This window comes from Rhodococcus sp. P4_F5 (genome assembly GCF_056401315.1).
The window spans coordinates 65225-88144 of record NZ_JBFUJP010000012.1 but is presented as its reverse complement, the minus strand read 5'-3'; the positions used below and the strand labels follow the sequence as shown (position 1 = coordinate 88144).

The 22920-nt window shown below is 69.5% G+C and carries 19 protein-coding genes; 5 read left to right on the top strand and 14 right to left on the bottom strand.

The window, feature by feature from the left end; all coding sequences use genetic code 11:
• From AC1DU4_RS08180 to AC1DU4_RS08130, 11 genes are all read right to left on the bottom strand, one after another.
• On the bottom strand, positions 1-183 hold a 183-nt coding region (locus AC1DU4_RS08180; protein ID WP_477838744.1), incomplete at its 3' end, for a hypothetical protein.
• A gap of 65 nt (positions 184-248) precedes the next feature.
• Positions 249-1004 (bottom strand): FadR/GntR family transcriptional regulator, encoded by a 756-nt coding sequence (locus tag AC1DU4_RS08175; protein ID WP_477838742.1) that lies wholly within the window; start codon positions 1002-1004, stop codon positions 249-251.
• Between the two features lie 86 nt (positions 1005-1090).
• On the bottom strand, positions 1091-1831 hold the full coding sequence (locus AC1DU4_RS08170; protein WP_477838740.1) for an ABC transporter ATP-binding protein: 741 nt from the start codon (positions 1829-1831) through the stop codon (positions 1091-1093).
• Positions 1828-4680: an ABC transporter permease subunit gene (locus AC1DU4_RS08165; RefSeq protein WP_477838738.1), complete on the bottom strand. Its 2853-nt coding sequence runs from the start codon at positions 4678-4680 to the stop codon at positions 1828-1830. Before AC1DU4_RS08165 ends, AC1DU4_RS08170 begins: the two co-directional genes overlap by 4 nt.
• Before the next feature lie 28 nt (positions 4681-4708).
• Positions 4709-5941 (bottom strand): ABC transporter substrate-binding protein, encoded by a 1233-nt coding sequence (locus tag AC1DU4_RS08160; protein ID WP_477838737.1) that lies wholly within the window; start codon positions 5939-5941, stop codon positions 4709-4711.
• A 205-nt stretch (positions 5942-6146) separates the two neighbouring features.
• Positions 6147-8126 carry an acetoacetate--CoA ligase gene (locus tag AC1DU4_RS08155; protein WP_477838735.1) on the bottom strand — a complete coding sequence of 660 codons (1980 nt, stop codon included), beginning with the start codon at positions 8124-8126 and terminating at the stop codon, positions 6147-6149.
• Positions 8127-8162: 36 nt separating this feature from the next.
• Positions 8163-9011, bottom strand: coding sequence for an HpcH/HpaI aldolase/citrate lyase family protein (locus AC1DU4_RS08150; RefSeq protein ID WP_477838733.1), 849 nt, complete (start codon positions 9009-9011; stop codon positions 8163-8165).
• The gene (locus AC1DU4_RS08145) at positions 9008-9526 is read right to left on the bottom strand and encodes a MaoC family dehydratase (protein ID WP_477838731.1); all 519 of its coding nucleotides are present in this window, start codon (positions 9524-9526) and stop codon (positions 9008-9010) included. The genes AC1DU4_RS08150 and AC1DU4_RS08145 overlap by 4 nt, the downstream gene beginning before the upstream one ends.
• Positions 9523-10686, bottom strand: coding sequence for an acyl-CoA dehydrogenase family protein (locus AC1DU4_RS08140; protein ID WP_477838729.1), 1164 nt, complete (start codon positions 10684-10686; stop codon positions 9523-9525). Before AC1DU4_RS08140 ends, AC1DU4_RS08145 begins: the two co-directional genes overlap by 4 nt.
• Entirely contained in the window at positions 10683-12713 is a 2031-nt protein-coding gene (locus AC1DU4_RS08135; protein WP_477838727.1) for an acetyl/propionyl/methylcrotonyl-CoA carboxylase subunit alpha, read from the bottom strand. Before AC1DU4_RS08135 ends, AC1DU4_RS08140 begins: the two co-directional genes overlap by 4 nt.
• Positions 12714-12718: 5 nt before the next feature.
• Positions 12719-14251 carry a carboxyl transferase domain-containing protein gene (locus AC1DU4_RS08130; protein ID WP_072842780.1) on the bottom strand — a complete coding sequence of 511 codons (1533 nt, stop codon included), beginning with the start codon at positions 14249-14251 and terminating at the stop codon, positions 12719-12721.
• A 136-nt stretch (positions 14252-14387) separates the two neighbouring features.
• On the opposite strand from AC1DU4_RS08130, the gene AC1DU4_RS08125 reads away from it, so the two are divergent.
• The 5 genes from AC1DU4_RS08125 (at position 14388) to AC1DU4_RS08105 (ending at position 19400) form a co-directional block, all read left to right on the top strand.
• On the top strand, positions 14388-14996 hold the full coding sequence (locus AC1DU4_RS08125; RefSeq protein ID WP_477838725.1) for an SACE_7040 family transcriptional regulator: 609 nt from the start codon (positions 14388-14390) through the stop codon (positions 14994-14996).
• 60 nt (positions 14997-15056) lie between these two features.
• Positions 15057-15698, top strand: coding sequence for a maleylpyruvate isomerase family mycothiol-dependent enzyme (locus AC1DU4_RS08120; RefSeq protein ID WP_477838724.1), 642 nt, complete (start codon positions 15057-15059; stop codon positions 15696-15698).
• 154 nt (positions 15699-15852) lie between these two features.
• A complete protein-coding gene (locus AC1DU4_RS08115; protein ID WP_477838722.1) occupies positions 15853-16653 on the top strand; it encodes a CPBP family intramembrane glutamic endopeptidase in 801 nt (266 codons plus the stop codon).
• A gap of 229 nt (positions 16654-16882) precedes the next feature.
• Positions 16883-18325 (top strand): HNH endonuclease signature motif containing protein, encoded by a 1443-nt coding sequence (locus tag AC1DU4_RS08110; protein ID WP_477838721.1) that lies wholly within the window; start codon positions 16883-16885, stop codon positions 18323-18325.
• A gap of 745 nt (positions 18326-19070) precedes the next feature.
• A complete protein-coding gene (locus AC1DU4_RS08105) occupies positions 19071-19400 on the top strand; it encodes a YnfA family protein (RefSeq protein WP_072842775.1) in 330 nt (109 codons plus the stop codon).
• 47 nt (positions 19401-19447) lie between these two features.
• Here AC1DU4_RS08105 and AC1DU4_RS08100 read toward each other — a convergent pair whose 3' ends face one another.
• From AC1DU4_RS08100 to AC1DU4_RS08090, 3 genes are all read right to left on the bottom strand, one after another.
• Complete coding sequence (locus AC1DU4_RS08100) at positions 19448-20089, bottom strand: YoaK family protein (RefSeq protein WP_477838754.1); 642 nt, start codon at positions 20087-20089, stop codon at positions 19448-19450.
• Positions 20090-20253: 164 nt separating this feature from the next.
• Positions 20254-21363, bottom strand: coding sequence for an NDMA-dependent alcohol dehydrogenase (locus AC1DU4_RS08095; protein WP_072842773.1), 1110 nt, complete (start codon positions 21361-21363; stop codon positions 20254-20256).
• Positions 21364-21388: 25 nt separating this feature from the next.
• A complete protein-coding gene (locus tag AC1DU4_RS08090; protein ID WP_477838719.1) occupies positions 21389-22891 on the bottom strand; it encodes an aldehyde dehydrogenase family protein in 1503 nt (500 codons plus the stop codon).
• Between the last annotated feature and the right edge of the window lie 29 nt (positions 22892-22920).

Sequence of the window (22920 nt, the reverse complement as noted above, 5' to 3'; positions counted from 1 at the left end):
CGCCGGCGCCGGCGCTGGCCGAGCGGCGCCCACCGGCGCCACCGCCTCCGCCGCCACCGATGCCCCCGCCGCCACCGATGCCCCCGCCACCACCGGAGCCCCCGCCGCCGCCGGAACCCCCGCCGCCGCCACCGGCTCCCGTCGTGGTGCCGGCAGCTCCGCCGCCACCGGCCCCGCCGCCACCGCCCGAGATCCGGGTGGAGATTCCGGGGCTGCCGCCGCTGGTGATCCCGATCCCGTGACCTGGCCTAGGACAGCACCTCGACGAGCGTGGTCTCCGAGTCGCCGATCATGTACTTCTCGATCGCGTCGAGGTGCTTACGCCAGAACTCCTGCGCCGCGGTCGCGTCCCCGTCGCGGATCAGGCCGAGCAGCTTGAGGTAGGCCCGATGCGCGGCGCGGGCGGCGGGCCGCTCGTTGCCGCCCCCGTGCGCGGCGATGAACAGCGCATTGTGTGCGTCGATGATATGCACGAGCATGCCCCCGAGCACCGCGAGCGTCTGGTTGCCGGCCAGGTCGATCAGCGCCTGGTGCACGTCGACGTCGTGCCGCGCGAAGGCCTCCGCGTCGTCGAGCAGGTCCTCCCCGGCCGCGAGCAGGTCGGCGAACGTCTCCAACTCGTTGCCCTGGGTCCCTGCGGCCAGCATCCCGACCGCGGACACCTCGAGCGATGCCCGGGCCCGGTAGACGTCGACCAGCGGCGTGCCCTGGTACTGCAGCAGCAGCCCGGTGTACCGCGCCGCGCTGGACGCGTCGGGCGCGAGCACCCGGGCGCCGCCGTGGGCGCCGCGCAGGACCGTGATGATCGCCTCGGACTCGAGAATCCGGAAGGCCTCGCGTAACGTCGGCCGCGACACCCCGAACTGCTCCATCAGGATGGCTTCGGTGGGCAACGGGTCGCCCACCTCGAGCTCTCCGGTGATGATCCGGCGACGCAGACTGGCAGCGACGAGTTCACCCGCCTTGGGCACCCGAACCACGGACGACTTCGATCCCGCTACCACTGAGCCCCCTTTGTTGCACCCGAGTTGACGCGGCCTGACCAGGCCCGACGATCGCCCAACGGTACAAGAGGGTGCCGCTCCAGCGGCTATCCGCCCTCGATCGGGCCCGACGCCGGTGCCAGGTACGCCCGCTGCACCGCGTCGAGATCGGCGCCGATCTCCGCCGCGGTGCCCGAGAGCATCACCTGCCCKCGGCGCATCACGTACACCCGGTCCGCGACCGCGAGTACCTGCCGCACGTGCTGCTCGACGAGGAGCACACCGAGGTTGCGGCGGTCCGCTGCCTCCCGGACCACGGCGAGCAGTCGCTGCACGATCTGCGGCGCGAGTCCCAGCGACAGTTCGTCGGCCAACAGCAGGCGCGGCTCCCGTGCCAGCGCCCTGGCCAGCGTCAACATCTGCTGTTCGCCACCCGACAGCAGGCCGGCGGGGCGCTTGAGCAGTGCGCGCAGCTCGGGGAAGATCTCGCAGGCGGCGTCGGCGGTGACCCCGGCCAGGCGGAGATTCTCCGCCGTCGTCAGGCCCATGATCACGGACCGTTCCTCGGTCACGTAGCTCATGCCGCGGCGCGCCAGCGCCGACAGCGAGGAACGCTTCGCGGAGCCGAGCACCGAGAGCTCGCCCGCGATCGGGGCCAGTTCGCCGGCCACGGTGAGCATGGTGGTGGACTTGCCGGCGCCGTTGGCGCCGATGAGTGCCACCACCTCGCCCGAACTCACCTTGATGTCGAGGTCGCGGCAGACCACGGCCCCCGCGTAACCCGCGCTCAGTCCGCGGCATTCGAGCACGACGTCGGACGCCACCGTCTTCTCGCTGGTGATGGTCATCGCACTGCTCCCGTTGTCTTCTCGGTCCCAGCCGCGGTCTCGGCCGCGGTCTCGGTCTCGGCCGCAGTCTCGGTCTCGGCCGCAGTCTCGGTCTCGGCCGCAGCCTCGGTCTCGGCCGCAGCCTCGGTCTCAGCCGCAGCCTTGTCCTCGTCCTCGTCCTCGGCGCCCAGGTAGGCATCGCGAACCGCCGGGCTGGCGGCGATCTCCTCGGGCGTGCCGGCCGCGAGCACCCGGCCGGCTGCGAGCACCACGATCCGGTCACAGGTGGACATCACCAGACCCATGTCGTGTTCGATCAGGAGCACCCCGGCCCCGCGTTGCACGGCCAGGTGCCGAATGGCGACCGCGAGTTCTCGACTCTCTGCGTCGTCCAGTCCGGCCGCCGGCTCGTCGAGCAGGATGACGGAAGGAGCGGAGGCAACGGCGCGGGCGATACCCACCAGCCGGCGCTGGCCGTACGACAGCTCGCTCGGCAGCACGTCCAGGTCGTTCTCCAGCTCGAAGTCCCGCACCACCGCCGATGCACTCGGTGAGAGGGGATGGCGGCCCGGGCTGACGAGGTCGGTGAGCCGGGCGAGCCAGGTGGACTCGTCGGCGCCGGCGTGGATGTTCTCGCCGACCGTGACGTCCTCGAACAGCTCGAGCGACTGGAAGGACCGGCGCAGGCCGCCCTTGGAGCGCCGCGCGGTGGACCAGCCGGTGATGTCCTGGTCCCCCAGCGTGAGCTTGCCGGCCGCGGGGCTGACGAATCCGGTGATGGCGTCGATGACGGTGGTCTTGCCGGCGCCGTTGGGCCCGATCAGGCCCACCACCTGTCCGGGCGCGATGTCGAGGTCGACGCCGTCGACGGCGGTCACACCACCGAACCGGACTGTCAGGCCGCGCACCGTCAGTGGCGTCGGGGTGACCGACCCGGTGGGCGCCTCGTCTGACAGCTCATGTCCACGGCGCTTCTTGCGCGCGAGTACCGCAACCAGTGCGGGGTTCTTCCGCACCCCGCGGGAGATCATGTCGGCGATGCCGTTCTGGTTGGTGAGCAGGGTGACGATGAGGATCACGCCGCCGAGCAGCGCGGCGATGGCCAAGCCGGACAGCAGCCGGCTGAAGAGGGCGCCGGGCGCCATCAGCGAGCCGATGAGGCTACCCGTGACAAACCCGAGGCCGCCGGTCACCGCCTGGACCACGGCGTTGATCGACGCGAACACGTTGAACTCTAGGTAGGTGACGGCAGTGTTGCGCAGGCCCAGGAGGATGCCGGCCACTGCGGCCAGGCCGGACGCGAGCGCGAAGGCGTAGATCTTGACCCCGAACACGCTGATGCCGAGGGAGGCCGCGGCCCGCTCGTTGGTGCGCACGGCGATGAGCCGTCGCCCGGTGCGCGAGCGCCGCAGGTTCGCGACAATCAGACCGCAGACGACCAACGCCACGAGGCACACCGTCGCCCACCGCTCAGGATGGACGCTGGGCGTCACATCGAGTCCGAACAGGCTCAGCTGATGGATCTTCACCGAGCCCTCGAGCTTGTCGCCGGTGAAGGTCGGATTGTTGAACACCATCTCTTGGATGGTGAACCCGAGTCCGAGGGTGACCACCGCCAGGTTCACACCCCGCGTCCGCAACGCCGGCAGCGCGAACACCACACCGATCGCGATCACCGCCGCCACGCTCACCAGGGCCGCGGGCACCAGTGGCCAGCCGGCCTCGCCGACGAGTCGCGCGGCGAACAGCGCGCCCAGGCCGCCGACGGTGTACTGGGCGAGCGAGAGTTGGCCGGCGAAGCCTGTCAGCACCACGATCGAGAGCAGGAACACCGCCGCGGCCAGTGTCAGGGTCAACGACCGCAGCCAGTCGCCGCCGCTCAGGATGATGCCCACGGCCACCAGGATCCCGAGGACGACGAGCGGCCAGCGGATCTCGCCGGAACCGAGCTTGGGCAGCCGCTCTGAGACATGGCTGCGCAACGGCAGCCCCTTCCCCCGCACCACCAGCACCACCAGGATCACCAAGAACGGCACCGCCCGGTTGACGCCGGTGAGCGTTTCCATCCCGAGCAGATCCCGAAGGTCGTCCTGGTACAGGACGACCAGGCTCTCACCCACGCCGAGCAGCAGGCCGCCGATCAGGGTCAGGGGGAAGGAACGGAAGCCGCCGAGCAGCGCCGCGGCCAGCGCCGAGACCGTCACGATCACCACGAAGGCCGACGGGGTGAGCCCGGTCAGGGGCGCCACCAGGATGCCGGCGGCACCGGCAAGGGCGCCGCCGACGGTCCAGGTCAGTGTGGCCAGCCGCTGCGGCGACCAGCCGAGCGCGGCGGCAGCTCGCTCGTTCTCGGCGGATGCGGTGATGGCCAGGCCCACCCGAGTGAAGTTGGTCCACGCCCACAGCGCAGCCGTCGACAGGATCGCGATACCCAGCAGGATCATCCGATCCTGCTGCACCACAACGCCTCCCCAGCGATACGCCTCGTCGGGCAGGAAGGTCTTCACCCGGATCGACGTACTGCCGTAGTACTGCTGCACCCCCGCCTGCAGGATCACCATCAGGCCGAGGGTGGCGGCCAGCCGGACGATCGGCGCGGCGTTGGCGAGCCACCGCAACACCAGCAGCTGAAATGCCAGGCCGATCAGTCCGGCCACCACGACCGCCACCAGGAAGGCCGGCAGCAGCCCCCAGTGTTGGTCGTGCCGGAGGGTTTCCAGGCATATGTAGGCCCCCACCATGGCGATCGCGCCCTGGGCGAAGTTCACCACCCCGGATCCGCGGTAGACCAGCACGATGCCCTGCGCCAGGAGCGCGTAGGCAGAGCCAGCTCCCAGGCCGAGAATCGCGAACTGCAAGAACTCAGTCATTCGTCAATCTCCAGGGTGGGGGCGTGGACTAGGCGGTGGGGGTACGCAGGTCGTACTGCGTCGGGTCGGTGACCAGCACGTCACCGTCGAACGTCATCTTGTACATCATCGAGTTCGAGACCCGCTGGAAGATCCCGAAGGGCTCGACCGCACCCGGCGTCCAGGCCGGGATCAGTCCGGCCATGTCGAGGTTCTTGGCGTTCTCGAATCCGCCCCAGACCGTCTTCGCGTTGATCTCGTCGAGGCCCTTGGCGACCTCGCCGAACGCGCGCACCGACAGCCACGGGTTCACCGCGTCGCCGGTGAGGTTCTGCAGCTCGAGTTCCTCCTTGCCGGACTTGTCCATGTCTGCGAGGAAGTCCTTGAGTCCGGGGAAGTCCTCGGTGCTGGACGAGGGCGCGGGAGTCGGGCTGGTGTACGTCGAGGAGGTGGCGAAGGTGCCGAGGTCCTGCAGGTCGGCCTGGGTGAAGCCTGCCGTCCCCAGCGCGAAGGTCAGCTTCGACCCGAGCTGCTCGAACGCCTGCGCGATCGGGTTGGCGTCAGTGGCGCCGAGCGCCATGATCACGCCCTGCGCGCCGTTGCGCTCGGCCGCGGCGATGAACTGGGTGTAGTCGGTCGCGCCCGCGCCCACCGCGACGTCGTTGACGATCTCGGCGCCCTTCGCCTGTACCGCGGGGGTCAGCAGCCCGACCAGCTGCGCGGTGACCGGGAGGTCGGGGCGCATCAGGCTGAGCTTGGTCTTCCCCTGCGCCACCAGGATGTCGATCATCCCGTACAGGTTGAGCAGCGAGCCGGAGAACGGGGTGTAGACGTTCGTGGCGGTGAAGTCCGCCATGTTCACCGGGTTCAACCCGACTCGGGCGATGCCGGCGTCGAACAGGATCTTCGACGACGCCTCGGCCGAGGCCGGCGTGAAGTCCGCGAGGGTCGCGACGGCCCCCTCGGAGACCATCTTGTTCGCGCAGTCGACCTCCGTGTTCGGATCGCCCTTGGAGTCGCACTGCAACAGTTCGAGCGGCCGTCCGTTCACGCCGCCCCGCTCGTTGAACGCGTTGACCGACGCGACCGTGCTCTCCGCGTAGGTGACGGAGCCGAGGCCCGGCGCCTCGATGGGCACGATCTGACCGACCTTGATCGGGTCTCCGGTGGCGGCGGTGGCGCCTCCCCCGGAGTTCGCCTCGCTGTCGCTGCTACAGCCCGCAGCAATCAGGCTCACGGTTGCGAGAGCGGCGATCGCGGGAGCGATTCTCTTCAAGTTCACGGCGCGTCCTTTGCGTGTCGGCGGCTTCATCCCGGACGCCATGCACAGATCCGCTCCCGTTGAGCTGCGGTTACCCGCTCGCCCCCGGTCTCGGAGCCACCCTGTCGCCCGACTTGGCAGCAGCGTATTGGAACGCGAGGCAAATTGTGGCCGACTTCACAAAAATTCAGTTACATGCCGAGACGCAATATCTCATCTGCCCTGGTCAACGCCGTTGAGCCAGGTACCAGTCGATGAGCTCCGGCGCGTCGATCGCGGTCCGATCGAGGATCCGATTTGCGTCGGCGCCCTGGAAGATCCGCTTGATCGGGACCTCGAGCTTCTTGCCGGTCCGGGTGTGCGGAATGCCCGGCGCCTCGACGATCTGGTCCGGCACGTGCCGGGGCGAGGCCTGCTCCCGGATCGCGGACCGAATCCGCTCCCGCAGCGCGTCGTCGAGCACCGCACCCTCGGCCAGCACCACGAACAGCGGCATCCAGTACCCGCCGTCCGGTTGCTCGGCGCCGATCACCAACGCCTCGGCGATCTCCGGCAGCCCCTCGACAGCCTGGTAGATGTCCGCGCTGCCCATCCGGATCCCGTTCCGGTTGAGGGTCGAGTCCGACCGGCCGTGCACCACCACGCTGCCRCGATCGGTGACGGTGATCCAGTCGCCGTGGCGCCACACTCCGGGAAAGGTGTCGAAGTAGGAATCGCGGTAGCGCGCGTCGCCGGGGTCGTTCCAGAACCGCACCGGCATCGACGGCATCGGCCGGGTCACCACCAGCTCGCCGACCTGCCCCCGGACCGGGCGCCCGGTCTCGTCGAAGGCGTCCAGCGCCACCCCGAGATAACGCGCGGACAGCTCGCCCGGCCACACCGGGACCGTCGGCACCCCGCCGACGAAGGCGGACACCACGTCGGTGCCGCCGCTGATCGAGTACACCGGCACCGCGGCCCCGACGTTCTCCGAGAGCCACAGCGAGGACGACGCCRGCAGCGTCGACCCGGTGATGCCCACCGCCCGCAGCGCCGCGAGGTCGTGGTCGCGGCGCGGGACCAGTCCGGCCTTGGCGACGGCCAGGACGTAGCCGGGGCTGGTCCCGAGCAGCGTGGCGCGGTGCCGGGCGGCGAGGGCGAAGAGGGAGTCGGTCGCCGGGTAGGACGGGCTGCCGTCGTAACAGACCACGGTGGCCCCGACCAGCAGCCCCGCCACCTGGAAGTTCCACATCATCCAGCTCGGGCTGGTGTACCAGAAGAGGGTGCTCTCGGGTCCGACGTCGTTCTGCAGGGCGATCGACTTGAGGTGTTCGAGCAGCACCCCGCCGTGACCGTGCACGATGCCCTTCGGCAGTCCCGTTGTGCCGCTGGAGAAGACGACCCACAGCGGGTGATCGAAGTCGACGGCGACCGGCTCGAGCGGAGCGTCGCCCGCGGTGGCGTCCGCCCAGGACATCACGGCCCCCGACGCCCCGGGACCGGAGTCCGCGCCGAACCGGCTCAGCTGCACCGTCAGGTTCAGGCTCGGCAGACCCTCGCGCAGCTGCTCCACCGCCTCGCCGCGGTGGTGCACCTTGCCGCCGAAGCTGTACCCGTCGGCGGTGACCAGGACGACCGGGGCGAGCTGGCCGAGCCGGTCGAGCGCCGCGTGCGCCGAGTAGTCCTGCCCGCAGGCGGACCACACCGCGCCGATGCTGGCGGTCGCGAGGAAGGCGATCACCGCCTCCGGCACGTTCGGCAGGTAGCCGACCACGCGGTCGCCGGGGCCGACGCCGTGGCCGCGCAGCGTCGCGGCGAGCGCCCCGACCTGTCGACGCAGCTCTGCCCAGGACACCTCGACGTCCGACCCGGCCTGCTCCGCCGAGTAGACCAGCGCGGGCCGGTCCGGCCGCTCGTGCCGCAGCACCTGGTCGACGTAGTTGAGCCGGGTGCCGGGGAACCACACCGCGCCGGGCATCTTCTCCTCGGCCAGCGCGGCGCCCACCGGCGTCTGCGACTGCACGTCGAAATAGTCCCAGACGGCGCGCCAGAAGCCGTCGAGGTCGTCGACGGACCACTCCCACAGCGCCCCGTAGTCGGGCAGCGTCACCGCGTGCCGCCGCTCCACCCACCGCGTGAAGTCGGTGATCCTGGCATCGGCGACGTCCGCGGCCGTCGGCACCCACTGCGGCGCCGGCGATCCCTGCTCGGTCGGTGTCACGTCCATCTCCACTCCCTCGGCGAATCCCGGTTCAGTACAGCGTCAGTTGCCGGCCCGGCGCACGATCCGTTCGGCATGTCGAAGCAGCGGTGCATCGACCATCCGACCCTCGAAGGCGAACACCCCGCGCTGGTGCACGGACTCCGCGAGAACCCTCTGGGCCCAGCCGGTCTCGTCCGCGGTCGGCGCGTAGGCATCGCGGATCACCTCGACCTGCCGCGGATGGATCGCCACCTTCGCGTCGAACCCGACCGCGACCGCGTCCAGGGTCTCTTCGCGCAGGCCGTCGAGGTCCTCGAGGTCCAGGTACACCGAGTCCAGAGCGAATCGCCCGTGCGCCTTGGCCGCCAGCAGCGAGGCCGAGCGCACGTGCCGTGCCACGTCCCGGTAACTGCCGTCCGCCCACCTGCTCGAGTTGCCGCCGAGGGCGGCCACCAGGTCCTCGGCGCCCCACATCACCCCGACCGCGTTGGCGACCTGCGCGGCCTCCGCGACCACCAGCGCGCCGAGTGGCGACTCCACCAGCACCACCACCTCGCGGGGTGCCAGCGAGCGGACCTGCTCGGCGGACTCGCACTTGGGCAGCATCACCCGCGGGTAGCGGGTCTGCGACAGCGCCGCCAGATCCAGCGCCTGGTCCGGCGTGCCCGCCGCGTTGACGCGGACCACCGTGCGCTCCGGGTCCAGCGGATTCTCGATCAGCGCCCGCCGGGCGGCCGCCTTGTCGTCGGGCCCGACGCCGTCCTCGAGGTCGAGGATCACCACATCCGCCGCGGCCGCCGCCTTCGCATACCGCTCGGGCCGGTCGGCCGGGCAGAACAGCCACGCCGAGCCGGGCGGGGTCCACGGAGCGGGTCCGTCGGAGCGACCGGAAGATGCCGTCTGCGTCATCGCCCCTCCCCCGTGGGCCGCTTGCGCACCATGGTCTTTCGGACCGCGGTCGCGACGATGTCGCCGTGCTGGTTGCGCGCGGTGTGGGCGAGGGTGACGATGCCCTCGCCCGGCCGGCTCTTCGACTCGCGCTTGTCGACGATCACCGTCTCCGCGTACATGGTGTCGCCGTGGAAGAGCGGCTTGGGGAACGCGATCTCGGAGAACCCGAGGTTGCCGACGATGGTGCCCTGGGTCAGCTGTGCGACCGACAGCCCGACCRGCGTGGAGAGCGTGAACATCGAGTTCACCAGCCGCTGGTTGAACGGCGGCAGCGCGTCGCTGAACGCGGCGTCCAGGTGCAGCGCCTGGGTGTTCATCGTCAGCGTGGTGAACAGGACGTTGTCGGCCTCGGTGACGGTGCGGCCCGGCTGGTGCTCGTAGACGACACCGGTCTCGAACTCCTCGAACCAGAGTCCGCGCTGGACAATTCTCTTCGTGGGTGCCGAGCCGGCCTCCCCCGTCGCCCCGGTCACAGCCCCGCCTCCCGCGCGATCAGCATCAGCTGCACCTCGGTGGTGCCCTCGCCGATCTCGAGGATCTTGCTGTCCCGGTAGTGCCGCGCAACCGGGTACTCGTTCATGAAGCCGTAGCCGCCGAAGATCTGGGTGGCGTCGCGTGCGTTGTCCATCGCGGCCTCGCTGGCCACCAGCTTGGCGATGGAGGCCTGCTTCTTGAAGGGCTTGCCCGCCAACATCAGTGCGGCCGCGTCGTAGTACGCGGTGCGGGCGACATGGGCGCGCACCTCCATCCGGGCGATCTTGAAGGCGATGGCCTGGTTGGCGCCGATCGGCCTGCCGAACGCCTCCCGCTCCTTGGCGTACTTGACGGACTCGTCCACGCAGCCCTGCGCGGCGCCGACGCTGAGCGCGGCGATGGCGATCCGGCCCTCGTCGAGGATCCGCAGGAAGTTCGCGTAGCCGCGGCCGCGCTCGCCGAGCAGGTTCTCCTGGGGGACGCGGACGTCCTGGAAGGTCAGCGGATGGGTGTCCGAGGCGTTCCAGCCGACCTTGTTGTAGGCCGGCTCGGCGGTGAAGCCGGGCGTGGAGGTCGGCACCAGGATGGTGGAGATCTCCTTCGTGCCGTTCTCCCTGACCCCGGTGACCGCGGTGACCGTGACCAGCCTGGTGATGTCGGTGCCGGAGTTGGTGATGAACTGCTTGTTGCCGTTGACGATCCAGTCGGTGCCGTCCAGCTTGGCGGTGGTCTTGGTGCCGCCGGCGTCGCTGCCCGCACCGGGTTCGGTGAGGCCGAAGGCGGCGAGCGACTTACCGCTGGTGAGCTGCGGCAGCCACTCCGCCTTCTGCGCCTCGTTGCCGAAGCGGTACACCGGCATCGCGCCGAGCGAGACGCCGGCCTCGAGTGTGATGGCGACCGACTGGTCAACCTTGCCCAGTTCCTCGAGCGCGAGGCACAGTGCGAAGTAGTCACCGCCCATGCCGCCGTACTCCTCCGGGAACGGCAGGCCGAACAGGCCCATGTCGGCCATCCCGTCGATCACCTTGTACGGGAAGGTGTGGTTGGCGTCGTGCTCGGCGGCGACGGGTGCGACGACGGTCTGCGCGAAGTCCCGGACGGTCTTCGCCAGCTGCTGGTACTCGTCGGGAAGCTGTCCGCTGGAGAGGTAGTCGGTCATGACGCGGCGCCCTTCGTTTCGATGTCGTTGTTGTCGTTCGTGTCGGTGGCGTGCGGGACCACCCGGACCAGCACCTGGTCCACCTTGACCTGGTCGCCCGCGGCGACGAGCAGTTCGACGGTTCCGTCGACCGGCGAACGCATCGCGTGCTCCATCTTCATGGCCTCCACCACCACCAGCACGTCGCCCGCGGCCACGGCGGCGCCGGACTCGGCACCGACCGCGATGACGGATCCCGGCATGGGACTGGTGATCTCGGCCTCGCCGGCGTGCACGTCACCGGTGCGCACGTTCACCTCCGCCGCCTGCCGGAGCACCGTGGTGCCGCGGGGACCGGCCAGYCAGATGTGGCCGTCGTGCTCGGCGACGCGGTAGGTCGTCCGCAGTCCGTCGAGCACGAGGGACAGCAGCGGCCCGTCGAGTGTCGCGGTGAGGCTGCGGCTTTCGCCGTCCTCGAGCGCCACCGTCGCGGCGCCGGGGTGTCCGGCGATCCGGACGTGATCGGTGCGGGCGGGGCCGACCAGCCGGATACTGGTGGGAACCGACTCCCCGACCCGCCAGCCCGAGGGCAGCGCCCAGGGGTCGGCGATCTCGGCCCGCGCCGGCCAGCCGCCGAGCCATCGGTAGGTGCCGGCGGCGATGAACTCCTCGTCCGATGCCTGGGCCGCGACGAAGTCCTCGACCCGGCGGTCGAGCAGGCCGGTGTCCAGCCGGCCGGCGACCACGTCGGGGTCGGCGAGCAGGAAGCGGGCGAACTCGATGTTGGTCACCACGCCGAGCACCGCAGTCTCCCCCAGCGCCCGGTCGAGGCCCCGCAGCGCGGCGGCCCGGTCGGCGCCGTGCACGATCACCTTGGCGAGCATCGGGTCGTAGTCGCTGCCGACCTCGGTGCCCGCCCGCAGCCCGGAGTCGACGCGCACCCCGCGCCCGGTCGGCTCGACCACGTCGACCACCAGCCCGCCGGTGGGCAGGAACCCCCGCGACGGGTCCTCGGCGTACACCCGGGCCTCGATGGCGTGCCCGGTCATGGTCACGTCGCCCTGCCCGAAGCCGAGCTTCTCGCCCGCAGCCACCCGGACCTGCCACTCGACCAGGTCCAGTCCGGTCACCATCTCGGTGACCGGGTGCTCGACCTGCAGCCGGGTGTTCATCTCCATGAAGAAGAACTCGTCGGGGCTGTCCGCGGAGACGATGAACTCCACCGTGCCGGCGCCGGTGTAGTCGACGCTGCGCGCGGTGTTGCAGGCGGCCTCGCCGATCCGCGCCCGCGTCGCCTCGTCGAGCAGGGGCGAGGGCGCCTCCTCGATCACCTTCTGGTGCCGGCGCTGCAGGCTGCACTCGCGCTCGCCGAGGTGCACCACGTTGCCGTGTGTGTCCGCAATGACCTGGACCTCGATGTGCCTGGGACGCAACACGAATCGTTCGAGGAAGAGCGTGTCGTCGCCGAAGGCCGAGGCGGCCTCGCGGCGGGCGCTGGCGAGCGCCTCCGCCAGGGCGCCGGGCTCGGTGACCAGGCGCATGCCCTTGCCGCCACCGCCGGCCGAGGGCTTGACCAGAACCGGGTAGCCGATGTCGTCGGCTGCCGCGATCAGGTCCGCGTCGGTCAGCCCGGGCCGGGCGATGCCGGGGACCACCGGGACGTCGAATGCCGCCACCGCGTTCTTTGCGGTGATCTTGTCGCCCATCACCTCGATGGCACGCGCCGACGGTCCGAGGAAGGCGATGCCCGCCGCCTCGAGCGCGGCCGCGAAGGCCGAGTTCTCGGAGAGGAATCCGTATCCCGGGTGCACGGCCTGCGCCCCGGTGCGGACCGCGGCCGCGACCACCTTGTCGATGTCGAGATAGCTCTCCCGGGCGGCCGCGGGACCGAGCAGGACCGCGGTGTCCGCCTCACGGACGTGGCGCGCGTCGGCGTCGGCCTCGCTGTAGACGGCGACCGATCGGATCCCCATCTCGCGCAGGGTTCGGATGACACGCACCGCGATCTCGCCGCGATTGGCCACCAGGACGGTGTGAAATTCGGTCATGTCGGTCACATCCTGAAGACGCCGTAGGAAACCGGCTCGAGCGGTGCCTGCGCACACACCGAAAGCGCCAGTCCGAGAACAGTTCTGGTGTCGGCGGGATCGATGACTCCATCGTCCCACAGCCGGGCGGTCGAGTAGTAGGGGTTGCCCTGCGCCTCGTACTGGGCACGGATCTCGTCCGGATCGTTGCCCGAGCCGACGGAGCCGAGCACCGAGGCGGCCTGCTCGCCGCCCATCACCGAGATCCGCGCGTTCGGCCACATCCACAGGAACCGCGGCGAGTAGGCGCGTCCGCACATCGAGTAGTTGCCGGCGCCGTAGGACCCGCCGATCACCACGGTGAGCTTGGGGACCCGGGCGCAGGCGACCGCGGTGACCATCTTCGCACCGTGCTTGGCGATGCCGCCGGCCTCGTAGTCCCGACCGACCATGAACCCGGCGATGTTCTGCAGGAACAGCAGCGGGACGCTGCGCTTGTCGCACAGCTCGATGAAGTGCGCGCCCTTCATCGCGGACTCGGCGAACAGGACGCCGTTGTTGGCGACGATGCCGACCGGGTGGCCGTGGATGTGGGCGAAGCCGGTGACCAGGGTCTTGCCGTACTCGGCCTTGAACTCCTGGAACTCTCCACCGTCGACGAGCCGGGTGATCACCTCGTGCACGTCGTACGGGGTGCGCGGGTCAGTGGGCACCACGTCGTAGAGCTCGGTCTGCGGTGCGACCGCGTCGACAACCGGGATCACGTCCCAGGGCCGGTCGGTGCGGGGGCCGAGGGTGGCGACGATCCGCCGGACGATGCGCAGCGCGTCCTGGTCGTCCTCGGCGAGGTGGTCGGTGACGCCGGAGACCTTGGAGTGCAGGTCGCCGCCGCCGAGCTCCTCCGCGGTGACGATCTCGCCGGTCGCGGCCTTCACCAGCGGCGGGCCGCCGAGGAAGATGGTGCCCTGGTTGCGGACGATCACGGCCTCGTCGCTCATCGCCGGGACGTAGGCGCCACCCGCGGTGCACGAGCCCATCACCGCTGCGATCTGGGCGATGCCCTTGGCGCTGAGGTTGGCCTGGTTGTAGAAGATGCGGCCGAAGTGCTCGCGGTCGGGGAACACCTCGTCCTGCCGGGGCAGGAAGGCGCCGCCCGAGTCGACCAGGTAGATGCAGGGCAGGTTGTTCTGCAGCGCGATCTCCTGCGCACGCAGGTGCTTCTTGACCGTCATCGGGTAGTAGGTGCCGCCCTTGACGGTGGCGTCGTTGGCGACGATGACGCACTCGCGACCCGAGACCCGGCCGATCCCGGCGATCATCCCGGCGCCCGGGGACTGGTCGTCGTACATGCCGTTCGCGGCGAGCGGCGAGAACTCGAGGAATGCGCTGCCCGGATCCAGCAGCGTGTCGACGCGCTCACGCGGGAGCAACTTGCCCCGGCTCACGTGCCGCTCCCTGGACGCCTGACTGCCGCCGAGCGCGGCGACGCCGAGCCGCGTACGCAACTCGTCGACCAGCCGCTGATGCTCGGCCCTGTTCCGATCCCCGTCGACCGTCATGCCACCACCCGTCCACTCCGAGGTCCGTCAACCGCTGGAAGCGTCCGCTCCAAGTTCGGTTAACTCCAACTAACTCAATCTAAGATAACTTTGATTAACTGAGATGTCCAGATCCAATGTCAGAAGGAGCGATCGGATGGCACCCACACAGGCCACGGGGCCGGCCCCGACCCGGCGCAGCCAACTCAAGGCCGACCGTCGGCGTCAGCTGCTGCAGGCCGCGGCCCGCCTGATCGCCGAGCGCGGATATGCGGGCGTCCGACTCGAGGACCTCGGCGCCGCCGTTGGCATCAGCGGCCCGGCGGTGTACCGGCACTTCCCCAACAAGGAGTCGCTGCTGGTCGAGCTGCTGGTCGACATCAGCCGCCGCCTCTTCGACGGCGGCACCGAGGTGGCCACGGCCGCCGACACCCCGGAGCAGGCCCTCGCCGACCTGGTCGAGTTCCACCTCGACTTCGCGATCGGCGAGCCGGATCTGATCCGCGTGCAGGACCGCGACCTCGAGTCCCTGCCCGACGCCGCACGGCGGCAGGTGCGCCAGTTCCAGCGGCGGTACGTCGAGATGTGGGTAGGGGTCCTGCGGCAGGTCGATCCCGGACTCGACGAGGCCGACGCCCGGATCAAGGCCCACGCGACCTTCGGGCTGATCAACTCCACCCCGCACAGCGTCAACCCGTCGGCACCCACCCGGACCCGCGCGGTGCTGCGCCGGATGACGGCGGCGGCCCTGGCGCCGGGGGTGTAGGGGCGGCGCGCTGCGGTGGGAGAATTCGTCTCGGGAAGTCCTGGCGCTGGAGGGGCCGTGATGAAGCTGACCCGAGACGAAATCTGGTCATACGTCCACGCCGAACGCCGGGCTCTCGCCGCCGTGCTGGCCGACCTGTCCGACGACGAGTGGGCAACGGATTCGCTCTGCGCGGGGTGGACCGTCAAGGACGTCGCCGGCCACGTGATCGCCCATCCCCAGACCCGGCTTCGCGATTTTCGTGACGCGGTTCCCCTGCTGATCCGCGCGCACGGCAGCTACAGCAAGACCATCTACGCGCAGGGCAAACTGGTCTCCGACCGTCCCACGGCCGAGATCGTTGCCGACTTCGACCGCCTCGACGGCTCGCGTGGCCACCCGCCGGGTACCCCGATCCGGTTCGCGTTGATCGAGATCCTGCTGCACACCCAGGACATCGCCCTCCCGCTCGGGAGGGCGCACGCCATGCCTCCGGTCGCCGCGGCCTGCGCGGCGGGACTGGTCCGGCCGCTTGCCTCGTCGATGGGCGTGCGGCACAAGGTCTCTGGCGTGCGGATGGTCGCCACCGATGTCGAGTGGTCGGCGGGCAAGGGCGCGCTGGTGCAGGGTCCGATGCAGCAGTTGCTGCTCGCGATGGCGGGTCGGCCCGCCGACCGGACCCAACTCGACGGAGCGGGGGTCGCGGTGCTGCCCGGGCCGTGACGGGCCGGCCGGACGCCGCCACCGGACGGACGCGTCGACTGATCCGTGCGACGATGCCCACACCTTCCGGATGGGGCCTGCGTGTGACGGTCGGCCGCCGCGGACGAGTCTCTACGATCAGGCGATGACGCATGAACGTGTAGACGGACCAAGCTTGCGTCGCCCCAGCATCTGGATGGCGATCGCGCTGATCGTGACCTACCTGGTGTTCTACGTGGCGGTGTCGCAGCTGATCGGGTGGATCTTCGCCGACGAGATCGACACGGACAACATCGTGAGTTCCGCGCCCAGCATCCTGTTCGGACTCGCCCTGCCGATCGCGATCGGTGCCATCGCACTGCTTGTTGTCGCTGTCCGACTCGGCATGCTGGGGAAGATCTTCGGGCCCCAACCCATTCGGGGACGCGGCTGGATGTGGATCGGCCCGGCGCTGGTTCTGGCCGCGATCATCGCGCATGTGACCGGGACGGACTGGAGCTCGTGGACCGGCGGGCAGATCGCGGCAATGTTCGTCATGGGTGCCTGCGTCGGCCTCACCGAGGAGCTGGCCACCCGAGGACTGGTAGTCCAGATCCTGCGCGACGCTCGCCACAGCGAGAAGTACGTCGCGGTGGCCTCATCGTTGATGTTCGCACTGATGCACACCGTGAACCTGATCTCGGGCATGAAACTGACCACCGTCGCCGCCACGGTCGTCTACACCTTCGGCTTCGGCATGTGCATGTACCTCACGATGCGAGTCACCGGCACCATCTGGGCGGCAGTCGTTCTCCACGCCCTCACCGACCCGACAACCTTCCTCTCCTCCGGTGGGCTCGACACCGCCGTCGGCACCTCCAGCAGCGGTGGTGTGATCGCGGCACTGGTGACGATCGCGCTCATCGTGTTCGGTGTTGTCGCAGCCTTCTTCGTCCGAGGCCAGGTTCGCGCAACGCAGCCTTTGCCCGCCGTTTGACCTCTCGGCCGGCCGCACTATCTCCGCGGCCGGCCGGTCGGTCTGCTACCGCGAAGCCTTCGGGCCGCCTACCCGCACGCGACGAATCCACCGGTTCGAATACCTGCCGCCAACCCATATGTCGGAGAAGCCGCGGACTGTCACGAAGAGGAATATTTCCGGTTCACATACCTTTTGACCAGCATAAATACACTAGAAATCGAATGTGCGTGCGAGTAGAATTTGGTGTATGAAACTCGACGCCATGCTCACCGACCCCGCCGGGGCCGAGGCATGGCGACTCGACGAAACCGAGATCCTGACTGCGGTGCCGGAACTGGTTCAGGACATCCGCAGGCGCGACGCGCTCCTCGTCCGACTCGTACGCGAGGCAGACCAGCGCTGCCTGCCCGAGCACGCCGGCGCCGCCGACACCACCGCCTGGCTCGCCGGCACCACCCGGATGCACCGCGCCCACGCCGCCCAGATCGTCCGCCTCTCCCGCGAACTGCCCCTGCACCCGCAGGTGGCCGACGTGCTGAACGAGGGACGGATCGAACTCGGCCATGTCCAGGTGATCGTCAACTTCCTCGGCCGACTCGCGAAGCTCACCAGAGACTTCGACATCGACCCGGCACCTGACGGCACGGACTGGGAGCACCCGGACCCGAACAGCGGACGGGCCGACGACTGCGAGGCCTACCTGCTCATCGCCGCCCGCGTCGAGGACCCCGCACAGTTGCGCAAGCGGGCCCGCGAGATGGAGATCCTGTTCGAGCGCGACAGCGATCTCCCCTCGGACGCCGAGAACCCGGAACTCAACGAGTTCCACGCCAGCGCCACCCTGGGCGGGCGGGTGCTCGTGAAGGGGAGCTTCGACGCCGAGTCCGGCGAGGCCCTCCAGACCGCCCTCTCCGGGCTGTCCAAGCCGCACCCGAGCACCGACAACGACGGTCACCCCATCCGGGACGACCGCTCCGCCGCCAAACGCCGCGCCGACGCCCTCGGACAGATCATCCGCGGCCACCTCGACAACGCACGCGGACCGCTCGAAGGAGGCGAGCGACCCCACGTCACGGTGACCATCGACGTCGACGCACTACGGGATGCGGTCGCCGCAACGGCGCCGACACCCGCGACCGGGGCCTGGTCCGGAAACGACTGGGATTACCACTCCGACAACGCAACCGGCCCAGTCGGCGCCGGACGCTACGACGGCTGTTCAGACGTCCGGCCGCCGCGGSACTACCGCCGCAGAAGACACGCCACCATGCCCTGGGCCGGACCCGTCTCCGCTGCCGTCGCCGCGCGCATCTCCTGCGACGCACAGGTCACCGCGGTCTTCGTCGACCGAGAAGGCAACCCCCTCGACGTCGGCGTCACCACCCGCATCATCTCCCCGAAACTACGGAAAGCCCTGGTGGCCAGGGACTGCGGCTGCGCGTTCCCCGGCTGCGGGCGCCCCGCCGCGTGGACCGACGCCCACCACATTTGGCATTGGTCCAAGGGCGGCCCGACCGCGTTGTCGAACCTGGTGCTGCTCTGCAAGAAGCACCACACGATCATCCACAAGAATCACTGGGCGGTGCAGATCGGCGACGACGGCCATCCGTGGTTCACACCCCCAGCGTGGGTAGACCCACTGCGAAGACCGAGGCCGGCCCACAACCGGCGCGCGATCGACACGACCTGAGGCTGTCAGAGTTGCACCGGCGGCTCAGTAGTGTTCACCCATTAGCCACGACTGGTGCGACAAACACCGGCTCCAATCGTCCACTACTTCAAGCAGGTCACCCCCGCCGCAGCCGAGTCGTCGACAATCGGTCGGCCGACAGCGGCAGGGCACCTACACGCACTTCCATAGCGCGCTGACACATGCGAATGATCAAGCAGAGGAGGATCTGTGAACCTGACGCCCGCGGAGCTCAGAGAGGTTGTCCTCACGCTGCCTGCCCATTGCCCGATAACTGACGATTACGAACACCCGCGTACACGTGAGACGTGGTACGACACTCAAAAGCAGCACCTCCTGGGATGGCTGGCCGAATACAACGGGCCAGGCGCGTACGGCCGCAAGTACCACGACCGCGACGCTCGCGCGTTCTACCAACACTTCCGGTGCGTAGCCGGCCTCTTGTGGCTTGCTGAAGCACTCGGAGAGGACACTCATCTCCTTCAATCGGCCGTTCGCGCCGTCGAAGACGCGGGCAGGAATCCGTCATCACAATGTGCGGCCTTCCGCCGAGTAGTCCCATGGGAACGAATCGAGGCGCTCGTCGTGGCATACCAACTCCGACAACGAATGAGAGTGAAAGCACGCCTACGCACAGCGGTCCACAACGCGCGAACACTCGCATCACGCCGCTGACAACAGGTTGGGAGGTCAACAGCGAAGCACCTCCAGCTAGGGTCCCAGGCATGCCCGAGAGCCTCCGCCGATGACCGTCGCGAAGTCCGTCGCCCTGTTCGCCCTCGCCGCGGTCCTCGAAATCGGTGGCGCCTGGCTGATCTGGCAAGGCGTGCGCGAGCACCGCGGCTGGCTGTGGATCGGCCTCGGCGTCATAGGCCTCGGGGCTTACGGCTTCGTCGCGACGATGCAACCGGACGCCAACTTCGGGCGGATCCTCGCGGCGTACGGCGGGGTGTTCGTCGCTGGCTCGCTGATCTGGGGCATGGCGATGGACGGGTTCCGCCCGGACCGTTGGGACGTCACCGGCGCGCTGCTCTGCCTGGTCGGGGTCGCGGTGATCATGTACGCGCCCCGCTGACCTGACCCGGCACACCCCACGGCCCGGAACTCACACCGCCACAGAATTCACACGGCCCTACGCGGCCACGACATCCCGACCGCGAGGAGGGCCGACACCGCGACCGCGAGCCACATCCCGGTCAGCCCGACCCACCGGTGCACCGCGGCGCCGAGGACCACCCCGGCGACCAGCCCCAGCCACAGCACAGCGAAGCGCACCCAGGCCCACCTCGGTCCCCCCGCGAGCGCACCCGCGATCTGCTGGCCGAGCTTGACCAGTGTTCCGGTCATGTAGGTCAGGCTGATCGACGCCTGGTCGCGCCGCTCGAACACCGTGTTCTCCGCCCCCATCGCCAGCGCCATCGACGCGATCACCACCTGGGTGGGCGCCACGTCGTGACCGGCCGCGGACACCGCCAGCAGCAGCGTCACCAACACCAGCACAGCGCTCGCACGCCGCCGGCCCGCCCGGCGGCCGAGCAGCGAACCGGCCACCACACCCAGCACGAACAGGCCGATCACCGACGCGCCCACCAGGGCCGAATGCCCGGCGCCGTCGACGGCCGCCACGGCGGCGCGGGTCGAGTTCCCACTCATGAACGAGACGAAGTACCCGCCGAGGGTGATGTAACCCATCGCGTCCACGAAGCCGGCGAGCGCGGCAAGGAGCACCGCCGTCGCGGCGGTCGTCCGTCCGAGACTGGTGATCACCGCGGCCTCCCTTGCAGTCGACTCCTGCCATCATGCGCCGCGCAGCGCGCGTGTGGACCGCACGCAAACGAGACGCCCCGCCTCTCGACCGGGGCGGGCCGAGAGGCGGGGCGAGGGAACGTGCCGCCGGGCGAGGGACCCGGGCCACGTTGGTCAGTAGGTCACTTGTGCATGATCACGCCGCGGATGTTCTTGCCGTCCCGCAGATCCTGGTAGCCCTTGTTGACGTCCTCGAGGCTGTACCGCGTGGTCACCAGCTCGTCGAGCTTGAGCTGACCCGCGTCGTAGAGGCGCAGCAGGCGGACGATGTCGTACTGCGGGTTCATCGACCCGAACAGCGAGCCCTTGATCGTCTTCTGGTTCAGCGTCAGGTCGCAGCCCGAGACGTGCACGGTGAGCTTCGCCGGGTCCGCGAGGCCGGTGATGACCACGGTGCCGCCCTTGCCGATTACCGCGGTCGCCGCCGAGACCACCTCCTCGTCCACCGTGCCGACCAGGATCAGCGCCGCATCCGCGCCCTGCCCCCAGGTCAGTTCGTTGACCTTCTCGGCCGCGCTGGCCGCATCGGCAAAGGCATGCGTCGCACCGAACTTCAGTGCCTGGTCCCGCTTCATCGCGACCGGATCGACCACCACGACGTACTTGCAGCCGGCGCTGACCGCGCCCTGCACGGCGTTGATGCCGAGACCGCCGATGCCGTAGACGACGGCGGTGTCACCGGCCCGCAGGTTGCCCGCATTGACCGCAGTGCCCCAACCCGACGGCACCCCGCAGCCGACCAGCACGGCGGTCTCGAGCGGCAGCCAGTCGTCGACCTTGACCACCGAGTGCTGCGAGATCGTGGCCCGCTCGGCGAACGTGCCGAGCATGCACATGGCACCGAAATCGGTTCCCTTGGAGTGGAACCGGAAGGTCCCGTCGGGCATGGAGCCTTCCAGGATGGTGGCGCCCATGTCGCACAGGTTCTGCCGCCCGGTCGAGCAGTAGCGGCAGGTGCCGCAGTTCGGGATGAAGCTGCACACCACATGGTCACCGGGCTTGACCTTGGTGACGCCCGGGCCGACCTCCTCGATGATCCCGGAACCCTCGTGACCGCCGACGATCGGATACCGCGGGGGCAGGTCACCGTCGGTCAGGTGCAGGTCCGAGTGACACAGACCGGCGGCGGTGTACTTGATCAGCACCTCCCCGGGGCCGGGGCCGTCCAGGTCGAGCTCCATCAGCTCGAAGGGCTTGCCGGGCTCGAGCAGCACTGCAGCGGTGGTCTTCATGTTGACTCCCTCGTGAATGTTGCGGTCAGAGTGCGACGTTGACGGACTTGGTGATGGTGTAGGCGTCGAGGCCGGACGCACCCAGTTCGCGTCCCCAGCCCGACTGCTTGTAGCCGCCGAAGGGCATGGCGGTGTCGAAGCCGTTGTACTGGTTGATCCAGACCGAGCCGGCCTTGATCTGCTTTGCGGTGCGGTGCGCCTTCGAGATGTCGCGGGTCCAGATGCCGGCCGCGAGGCCGTAGATCGAGTCGTTCGCGGCGGCCGCGACGCCGGACTCCGCGTCGAACGGCATCGCCGCGACGACCGGACCGAAGATCTCCTCGCGCACGATGCTGAACTCGGGCTTGACGTCGACGAAGACGGTCGGCTCGACGAAGTAGCCGCTCTCGCCCCAGCGCTTGCCGCCGGTGAGCGCCCGGGCGCCGTCGGCCAGACCGGCGGCGAGGTACCCGGTGACCTTGTCGAACTGCTCCTGGGAGACCAGGGGGCCGAGCTGGGTGGTGGGGTCGAGGCCCGGCCCGATCTTCACCTGGCTCGCCGCGTCGGCGACGGCCTGGGTGAACTCGTCGAAGATCTTGTCCTCCACGAACAGTCGGGTGCCGGCGACGCAGCACTGACCGTGGTTGAACAGCCAGGCGTTGAGCGAACCCTCCACCGCCGCATCGAAGTCCGCGTCCGCGAAGACGATGTTCGGGCTCTTGCCACCGAGCTCGAGCGAGACCTTCTTCAGGTTCCCCTTCGCGGCCTCGACGATCTTCTTGCCCACCTCGGTGGATCCGGTGAAGGCGATCTTGTCGACGTCCTCGTGCGCGGACAACGCGGCACCGGCGTCGCCGAACCCGCTGACGATGTTCACCACGCCGGGCGGGAAACCGGCCTCCTGGAACACCTCACCGAGCAGCAGCGCGGTCAGCGGCGTCTGCTCGGCCGGCTTGAGGACCACGGTGTTGCCGGCGGCCAGCGCCGGGGCCAGCTTCCAGGACGCCATCAGCAGCGGGAAGTTCCACGGCACGATCAGCCCGCACACGCCCACCGGCTCGCGCAGCGTGTACGCGTGGAACTCGCGACCGGGCGCGAACGGCATCGACACGTTGACCGTACTGCCCTCGATCTTCGTCGCCCAGCCCGCGTAGTAGCGGAAAACGTCTGCGGCCCAGGCCACGTCGACTGCACTGGCGATGCCGACCGACTTGCCGTTGTCGAGCGCCTCGAGCTGACCGAACTCCTCGGCCCGCTCACTGAGGATGTCGCCGACCCGCCAGATCAGGCGCTCACGCTCGTTGGGCTTCATCGACGCCCACGCGCCGTCGTCGAACGCCGCGCGGGCGGCCCGGACCGCCCGGTCGATGTCCTCCGCCTGTCCGTGGGCGACCTCGACGAGGGCGTTGCCGGTGGCCGGATCGTAGGTCGGGAAGGTGCGGCCCGAGGCCGCGTCGATCCACTCCCCGTCGATCAGGAGCTGCTTCGGTCGCCCGCCCAGGAAGCCCTGCACCCGGGCGGCGAGCGGGAAATCGGCGATCGCGGTCATCGTTACTCCTTCGCATGTGAACGTGTGAT